The organism is Streptomyces sp. NPDC041129, assembly GCF_055592265.1.
The window spans coordinates 1-9,285 of sequence record NZ_JBVIYV010000008.1; the positions used below are offsets into that span (position 1 = coordinate 1).

At 74.7% G+C, this 9,285-nt stretch carries 2 protein-coding genes; both read left to right on the forward strand.

Annotated features, from left to right (window positions below):
* Positions 1-919 (forward strand): acyl carrier protein (locus ACZ6B1_RS24275; protein ID WP_468781574.1); only part of this gene is annotated, 919 nt, incomplete at its 5' end.
* Between the two features lie 13 nt (positions 920-932).
* Positions 933-9,155 carry an amino acid adenylation domain-containing protein gene (locus ACZ6B1_RS24280; RefSeq protein ID WP_468781576.1) on the forward strand — a complete coding sequence of 2,741 codons (8,223 nt, stop codon included), beginning with the start codon at positions 933-935 and terminating at the stop codon, positions 9,153-9,155.
* Positions 9,156-9,285 lie beyond the last annotated feature (130 nt).

Genomic DNA, 9,285 nt, shown 5'->3' on the forward strand with positions numbered 1-9,285 from the left:
CGTCGCGGCGGACCCGGCACCGCAGGTCGTCCTGGTCTCCGCCCGCACCCCCGAGCTGCTGCGCACGGCCGTGGGCCGCCTGCACGACTTCCTCGGCGGCGCCGACGGCGACTCCACGGTGAGCCTCGCCGACCTCGCCTACACCTCCCAGCTCGGCCGGGAGCCCCAGGCAGAGCGGCTCGCGCTGGTCGCCGCCGACCGCGGGCAGCTCCGTGACGCCCTCGCCGCCGAGCTCGCCGAGGGTCCGGCCACGGCGGCCGTCGGGGCGAGCGTGCACCGCGGCAACGCCGAGGAGGACGCCGGACCGCTCGCCGCTGTCCTGACCGGCGCCCGCGGCGAGGCCTTCCTCGCCGGACTGGTCCAGGACCGCGCCCTGGAGCAGCTCGCCGAACTCTGGGCGCGCGGCGTCCGGGTGCCGTGGGCAGGCCTGCACGACGGGCCCCGTCCCATGGCGCCGTTGCCGCCGACGGCCTTCGAGACGGGCCGCTACTGGGTCGGCCGTACGCCCGAGCAGCCCGCCGCCGCCCGGCGGACGGCGACCGAGCAGCCCGCGCCGGACACACCCGCCGAGCCCGGCACTCCCTCCGACTCCCTGCGCACGATGACGCTGGCCTGGGCCGACGTCCTGGGCGTCGCCCCGGAGCGGCTGGACGGCCGCAGCGACTTCTTCGCCCTCGGCGGCAACTCGCTGCTCGCCACCCGCCTCATCAACCGGCTGACCGAACGGGCGGGCGTGGAGCTGCCGGTGGAGGCGGTCTTCAGCGCGCCCCGGCTCGCCGACATGGCCCTGGAGCTCGGGCGGCGCGCCGCCGGCACGACGGACGCGGGCACGCTCGAAGTGGACCTGATCCTCGAAAGCATCTCCCTCGTCGAGCACATGAGCGACGAGGAGCTGGACGCCCTGGACATCGAGAGCTGAGGCAGAGTTGACGATGGACATCACCAGTCAGGACGGCGGACTGGACCTCGTCCGGAGGATCCGCTCCCTGCCCGCGAAGCGGCAGCGCGCCGTGATCGCGCTGCTGCGCAAGCAGGGCGTCGACCTGTCCGCGCTGCGTGCCGTGCCGCGCCTGCCGCGTGACACGGGCGAGCCGCTGCCGCTGTCGTTCACCCAGCAGCGCCTGTGGTTCCTGGAGAAGCTGGGCGGCACGGGCGCCGCCTACAACATCCCGGTGGCGATGCGGCTCAGCGGCCGCCTCGACCGGCCCGCGCTGCTACGGGCCCTGACGGCGATCGTCCAGCGGCACGAGGTGCTGCGCACCCGGTTCGCCGAACACGAGGGCGTGCCGGGGCAGATCGTCGACGACGGCGCCGACTTCACCGTCACGCAGGAGGAACTCGCCGACCCGGCGCGCCTGCCCGGGATCTGCCGGGAGGAGGCCGCCGCCCCGTTCGACCTGGCGCGCGGACCGCTCATCCGGGCCCGTCTGCTGCGGCATTCCGAACAGGAGCATCACCTCCTCGTCACGACCCACCACAGCGTCTGCGACGGTTGGTCGGTCGGGGTGTTCTTCCGCGATCTGGTGGCCTGTTACGAGGCGTTCGTCGCGGACCGGCCCGCGCCGCTCGAACCCCTGCCCGTCCAGTACGCCGACTGGGCGCACTGGCAGCGGCAGTGGCTCGCCGGCGAGGTGCGGGATCGCCAGGTCGGCTACTGGAAGCGCCAGTTGGCGGGCGTCGACCACCGGCTCACCCTGCCCGCCGACCGGGAACGCCCCCGCGTGAAGACGTACGCGGGCGCCAGTGAGAGCTTCCGCTGCCCCGCCGGACTGCTCGGCACGCTGCGCGACGTGGCCAAGGCCCACGACGCCACCCTCTACATGACCCTCCTGGCCGCCTACGACGTCGTCCTGCACCGCTACACGCACCAGAGCGACATCGCCGTCGGCACCGTGGTCGCCGGCCGCAACCGGCGCGAGGCGGAGGACCTGGTCGGCTTCTTCGCCAACACCCTGGTGATGCGCACCGACCTGTCCGGCGACCCCGCCTTCCCGGAACTCCTCGCGCGCGTCAGGAAGACCGCGCTGGAGGCCTACGACCACCAGGACGTGCCGTTCGAGGCCGTGGTGGACGCGCTCGACACCGAACGGAGCCTTGCGCACTCGCCGGTCTTCCAGACCCTGTTCGTCCTCCAGGAGGCGCAGACCGGGCGCTCAGCGTCCCTCGGTGACCTGGACGTCACCCCGGTCGACGTCGAGCTGACCTCGACCAAGTTCGACCTCACCGTCGACCTGCGGGAGACCCCGGACGGGCTGGCCGGCACCGTCGAGTACAACACCGACCTGTACGACCGGGAGACCGTCCGGCGCTTCATCGGCCACTACACGCGGCTGCTGGAGGCCGTCGCGGCGGACCCGTCCCGGCGCCTGTCCGGGCTGAGCATGGTGGACGCCGAGGAGCGCCGCCAGGTGGTCGAGGTGTGGAACGACACCGAGCGGCCGTACTCCGCCGACCGCTGCCTGCACGAGCTGTTCGAGGACGCGGTGGGCCGCCACCCGGAGCGCACCGCGCTCGTCGACGCCGACCGCTCCTGGACCTACGGCGAACTCAACGCCTGGGCCAACCGCGTCGCCCACGGGCTGCGCGGGCACGGCGTCGGACCGGACACCCTCGTCGGCCTGCACGCGCATCGCTCCGCCGAGATGGTCGCCGGCATCCTGGGCACCCTGAAGGCCGGCGGCGCCTACCTGCCGATCGAGCCGACCCACCCCGATGCCCGGCGCGCCGCCCTCGTCGAGTCCACCGGCGTCCAGGTGGTCCTCACCCAGCCGGACCTCGACACCGAGCCCCTGCGCGGCGCCGCCCACCTGCTCGGCCTGCACCGCGACGGCACCCTGCGCGACCGCGCCGGGCAGGACGTCACCGGCGGCCGCGAGGACGACCTGCCCGCCGGCGAACTCGGCCTGACCAGCGAGCACCTGGCCTACGTCATCCACACCTCCGGCTCCACCGGCCGCCCCAAGGGCGTCATGATCGAGCACCGGGCGGCGGTCAACCGCATCGAGTGGATGCAGAACGAGTACCGCCTCGGTGCGGACGACGTCGTCCTGCAGAAGACCCCGTACAGCTTCGACGTGTCGGTGTGGGAGTTCTTCTGGCCCCTGCTCTCCGGGGCCCGGCTCGCCGTCGCCGAGCCCGGCGGCCACCGCGACCCCGCCTACCTGGTCTCCGCCGTCCGCCGATTCGGCGTGACCACCCTGCACTTCGTGCCCTCCATGCTGCGCACCATCGTCGAGGAGCCGGGCTGGGGAGACTGCACCACCGTCCGCCAGGTCTTCTGCAGCGGCGAGGCCCTGCCCCCGGACCTGTGCGCCCGCCACCACGAGCGCCACCCGGCGCCCCTGCACAACCTCTACGGCCCCACCGAGGCCGCCGTCGACGTCAGCCACTGGACCTGCCCCGCCGGACCCGCCCCGCGTACGGTGCCCATCGGCCGGCCCATCCAGAACATCCGGCTGTACGTCCTGAACGAGGCCCGCGAGCCCCAGGGCATCGGCTGCGCCGGCGAGCTGTACATCGCCGGCGCCGGCCTCGCCCGCGGCTACCTCCACCAGCCGGAACTGACCCGCGAACGATTCGTGCCCGACCCGTTCGGCGCGCCCGGATCGCGCATGTACCGCACCGGCGACCTGGCACGGTGGCTGCCCGACGGCACCCTGGAGTTCCTCGGCCGCGCCGACGGCCAGGTCAAACTGCGCGGCTTCCGCATCGAGCCGGGCGAGATCGAGCACCGCCTCGCCGAGCACCCTGCCGTGCGGGCCTGCGCCGTCCTCGTCCGCGAGGACCAGCCGGGCAGCCCCCGCCTCGTCGCGTACACCGTCCTGGACCCCGCCCACCCGGGCGACGACCACCGTGCCGAGCTGACCCGGCACCTGGCGGCGACCCTGCCCGACTACATGGTGCCCGGCGCCTTCGTGGTCCTGGACGCCCTGCCCGTCACCGCTCACGGCAAGCTCGACCGGGCGGCCCTGCCCGCCCCCGGCATCGACGCCTTCGCCCAGCGCGCCTACGTCGCCCCCGCCACCCCCACCGAACGGCTGCTCGCCCAGGTATGGGCCGAGCTGACCGGGTTCGACGCCGAACGGATCAGCGCCGAGGACAACTTCTTCGCCCTCGGCGGCCACTCCCTGATGATCACCGTGCTGGTGGCCCGGCTCAAGGAGCACGGTCTGAACGCGGCCGTGCAGGACGTCTTCGCCGAGCCCGGCCTCGCGGCCCTCGCCGCCCGGATCGACGACACCCCCGGGACGGACGGGTACAGCGCCCCGCCCAACCCGATCCCGGACGGCTGCACCCGGCTCACCCCGGAACTGCTGCCCCTGATCGACCTCACCCAGGACCAGCTCGACACGATCACCGCGGCCGTGCCCGGCGGCGCGCCCAACGTGCAGGACGTCTACCCGCTGCTGTCGACGCAGGAGGGCATCCTCTTCCACCACCTGATGGACCCGGACCACGACCCCTACCTCGTCTCCACCCTCTACGTGGCCGATGACGAGGCGGCCTGCGCCCGGTTCACCGCCGCCCTCCAGGCGGTCGTCGACCGCCACGACGTGATGCGCACCGCCGTCCTCACCACCGGACTGCCCGAACCCGTGCAGGTCGTGCACCGCACGGCCCGGCTGCCGCTGAGCCGCGTCCGCCTCGAACCCGGCGGGGACGCCGAGCGGCAGGCCCGCGCCCTGCTGGACGGCCCCGAGCGGATGAGCCTCGACAGCGCGCCGCTGCTGCGGCTGACGGTCGCCGAGGACCCGGACTCCGAGCGCCGGTACCTGCTGCTGACCGCCCACCACCTCATCGAGGACGCCACCTCGCTGCGGCTCACCCTCGGGGAACTGGCCCTGCACATGGCCGGCCGCGCCGACCTGCTGCCGCCCCCGCCGCCGTACCGCGACTTCGTCGCCCACACGCTGAGCCGGCAGGCCGGCGACGAGGCCGAGGAGCACTTCCGCGCCGCCCTCGGCGACGTCACCGAGCCGACGTTCCCCTTCGGCCTGGCCGACGTGCACGGAGACGCCCGCCGCGTCACCCGGCTGCGCCGCAGCCTCCCCGCGGAGCTCACCGGCGAACTGCGTGCCCAGGCCAGGCGGCTGCGGCTCAGCCCCGCCTGCCTGTTCCACGCCGCCTGGGCACGGGTCGTGGCCGCGTGCAGCAACCGCGACGACGTCGTCTTCGGCTCGGTGATGTCCGGACGGCTCCAGGGCGTGCCCGGCGTCGAGCGGATGCTCGGCAACTTCATCAACACCCTCCCGCTGCGGGTCCGGCTGGCCGACCGCACCGTCCGCGAGCTGATCGACGACGTCGACCTCGCGCTGCGCGGCCTGGTGGCCCGCGAGCACACCCCGCTGGGCCTGGCCCAGCGGTGCAGCGGCATGGACGGCGACGCCCCGCTGTTCAGCGCGGTCGCCAACTTCCGCCACTTCGAGCCCGGACACGGCGAGGCCGGGACCCCGCGCATCGACGACGCCGGAGTGCGGTTCGTCGCCGCCGCCGACGGCATCAACTACCCGGTTTCGGTGTCCGTCGACGACTTCGGCAGCGAACTCTCCCTCGACCTCCAGGTGGACGACTCGCTGTCCGCCGACGCCGTCGCCGCGTACCTCCTCACCGCCCTCACCGGCCTGACCGAGGCCCTCGCCGCCGACGACGGCACCGGCACCCGCGCCCTGGACCTCGACGTGCTGCCCGCCGCCGAGCGGCGGCGCCTGCTGACCGAGTGGAACGACACCGGCACCCCGATGCCGGCGCCCACCCTCACCGCCGCCTTCGCCGCCCAGGCCGCCCGCACGCCTGACGCGACGGCGCTCGTGCACGAGGAACAGGCCCTGACCTACGCGGAGTTCGACGCCCGCGCCAACCGGCTCGCGCACTGGCTGATCGAGCGGGGCGCCGGCCCCGAGCGGATCGTCGGCGTCGGCATGGCACGCTCCCTCGACCTGCTCGTCGCGATCTACGGCATCCTCAAGTCCGGCGCCGCCTACCTGCCGCTCGCCGACGACCTGCCCGACGAGCGCCGCGCGACCATGGTCTCCGACGCCCGCCCGCTGCTCGTCCTCGACGAGCTGCCCGACACCTCCGGCACGGCGGACACCGACCCCGGCGTCGAGGTCCGCCCGGACCACCCCGCCTACGTGCTGTACACCTCCGGCACCACCGGCCGGCCCAAGGGCGTCGTCATCACCCACCGCGCCAGCATGAACTGGCTCGCCTGGGACCAGGGCGTCTACCGGGGCGGGGAGGGCGACCGGATCCTGTTCAAGACCTCCATCGGCTTCGACGTCTCGGTCAAGGAGCTGTTCTGGCCGCTGCAGGTCGGCGCGACGATCGTCATCGCCCGCCCCGGCGGCCAGAAGGACCCCGAGTACCTGGCCTCGGCCGTCCGGGAACACGGCATCACCGACATCGACTTCGTGCCCTCCATGCTCGCCGAGTTCCTCTCCGAGCCGGCCGCCGCCGAGTGCACCGGCCTGGTCCGGCTCGAGGCCACCGGCGAACCGCTGTCCGTGGAGCTGGCAGAGCGGGTGGCGCGGGCCCTGCCCGGCACCCTGCTGTTCAACCTGTGCGGCCCCACCGAGGTGGGCGGCGCCCTCGGCCTGTACGGCCCGTACACCCCCGAGCCCGGCGCGACCCGCGTGCCCATCGGCGCGCCCGTGTACAACACGCAGGCGTACGTCCTCGACGACGCGCTGCGGCCGCTGCCGGCCGGCGTGGCCGGCGAGCTGTACATCGCCGGTGACCAGCTCGCCCGCGGCTTCCTCGGCCGGCCGGGACTGACCGCCGAGCGGTTCGTGGCCAACCCGTTCACCCCGGGCACCCGCATGTACCGCACCGGCGACCTGGTGCGCTGGCGTGCCGACGGGCTGATCGAGCACCTCGGCCGGGTCGACGACCAGGTCAAGATCCGCGGATTCCGGGTCGAGCCCGGCGAGATCGAGAACGCCCTGCACGGGCACCCCGCCGTGCACCGGGCCGTCGTCCTGCCGCGCGGCACCGGCGCCGCCCGTTCCCTCGTCGCCTACGTCAGCCCGGTGCGGGCCCCGCGCGAGGAGACCGGGTCGGACGTACCGCTCGCCCGGCGGCTCAAGGAGCACCTGGCCGCGCGGCTGCCCGACTACATGGTGCCGACCGCCTTCGTCGTCCTCGACGAACTGCCGGTCAACCGCAACGGCAAGGTCGACCGCGGCGCACTGCCCGAGCCGACCGAGGCCGACCTGGCCCGCGAGGAGTACGTCGCCCCGCACACGCCCACCCAGCGCGAGCTGTGCCGCATCGTGTCGGAGGTGCTGGGCGTCGCCCGCGTCGGCCTCAACGACACCTTCTTCGACCTCGGCGGGCACTCCCTGCTGGCCACCCGGCTCTCGCTGCGGGTGAAGAAGGAGATGGGCGCGGACCTCCCGCTCCAGGTGGTGTTCACCGCCTCCGGCATGGCCGAGATGGCCGCCGCGGTGGACGACCTGCTCGGCGGGCGGCCGGCCCCGGCGCGAGCCGGTTCGGCCGCGGCGGCCGCCGAACGCACCGCCCCGGCGCCGGGAGGCCCGGCCGACGCGGTGCACGAAGCGCCCGGTGGGCAGGAGGACCCGGCGCATGCCGGTTCGCCTCGCGTGCCGGGTGACGGCACCGCCTCGGTCTCGCGGGAGGGCGCATCGCAGGCGGCCGGCTCCGCCGCCGGCGGCGTCGCCTCGGTGCCGGGCGGCCAGGGGAGCACTGCACCGGACGACCCGGCCGGCGTGCCGGCCGAGGACACCGCGCCCCTGTCCCTGCAGCAGCGGGACCTGTGGTTCCGCGACCGGCGCGGGCACCTGGCCGCCGCGCACGACAACGTGCAGCTCGCCTTCCGGCTCGACGGGCCACTCGACCGCGACGCCTTCGTCCGCAGCGTGCGCGCCCTCGTGGAGCGGCACGCCGTGCTGCGCACCGGCTACCACCGCCACCCCGGCGGCGACCTCACCCAGCGCGTGCACGACGCGGCCGGTTTCGCGGTGGCCGTCGCGCCCGCCCCGCGCGACGAGGCGGGCCTCGCCGCCTGGCTGCGCGCCGAACGGGCCCGGCCCTTCGACCCCGAGGGGCCGTACGCGCTGCGCTCCCACCTGCTCACGCTCGCCGACGACCGGCACATCGCCGTACTGACCCGCCCGTGGGGGATCTTCGACGGCTGGTCGGTGAACATCGTCCTGACCGAACAGCAGGCCCTGTACGAGGCGTTCGCGCGGGACGAGGAGCCGGCGCTCGCGCCGCTGCCGATGAGCTACGCCGACTTCGCCCGCCGGCAGGCCGCGGCCGTCACGGCCGAGGAGCTCGACCGTCAGCGGCACCACTGGCGGCGACGGCTCGACGGAGCGCCCGAGTGCCTGTCGGTGCGTACCGACTACGAGCGGTGCCCGGTGAAGACGTACCAGGGCGCCCAGGTCGAGCTGAGCGCCCCCGGGGAGGTGGCCGCCGGTCTGCGGCGGCTCGGCCAGGACCACGGCGCCACCCTCTACATGACGCTGCTGTCGGCGTTCGCCGCCCTGCTCGGCGGCGAGAGCGACGACCCCGACCTGGTCATCGGCACCCCGGTCGCCAATAGGCCCGACGCCGAACTGGAGGGCGTGGTCGGCTACTTCGTGAACATGCTGCCGATGCGCCTCGACGCGGACCCGCGGCGCGCCTTCACCGAGCTGCTGGCCCAGGCCAAGGACGCCACCGGCGAGGCCCACGCCAACAAGGACGTGCCGTGCGCGGACCTCGTCGGCGCCCTGGTGCCGCGCCGCGACCCGGCCCGGTCCCCGCTGTTCCAGGCCACGTTCAACCTGCTGCCCACGTGGGACGTGCCGTCTGCCGAGGACGCCGGCGCCCTGGCGGTGACCCAGCTCCGCACCGACGCCGGCACGTCCCGGTACGACCTGAGCCTGGTGGTGCAGGAGACCGGCGCGGGTCTGGCGGGCTACCTGGAGTACAGCACCGACCTGTTCACCCCGGCCACGGCCGAGCGCCTCGCCCGTGCCTACGAACACCTCCTCGCCCGGATCGCCCAGGACCCCGGCGGCTCGCTCGCCGAACTGCGCGCCCCGGCACCGGCCACCGGCGGGGGCCGGCCGCCCGCCCCGCGCACCGGCGCCGCCAGGACCCAGCCCAAGGGCGGCCGGCGGCCCGCACGACGCAGGACCGGACGGTGAGCCGCCCCCGCCGGGCGCGGCCGCCGCGGTGCCCGGCCCCGGCACCTCCGAAGGGCACCCGCCCCCACCCCAGCACAGCCGGAAACCGGCCGTCCGCATCCGGACAGCCCTACGCGAAGGAAGAGTTGGC

What these genes read in the sequence shown, in the direction of transcription:
- ACZ6B1_RS24280 (WP_468781576.1), top strand. Translation starts at nt 933, where the DNA reads ATGGACATCACCAGTCAGGACGGCGGACTGGACCTCGTCCGGAGGATC.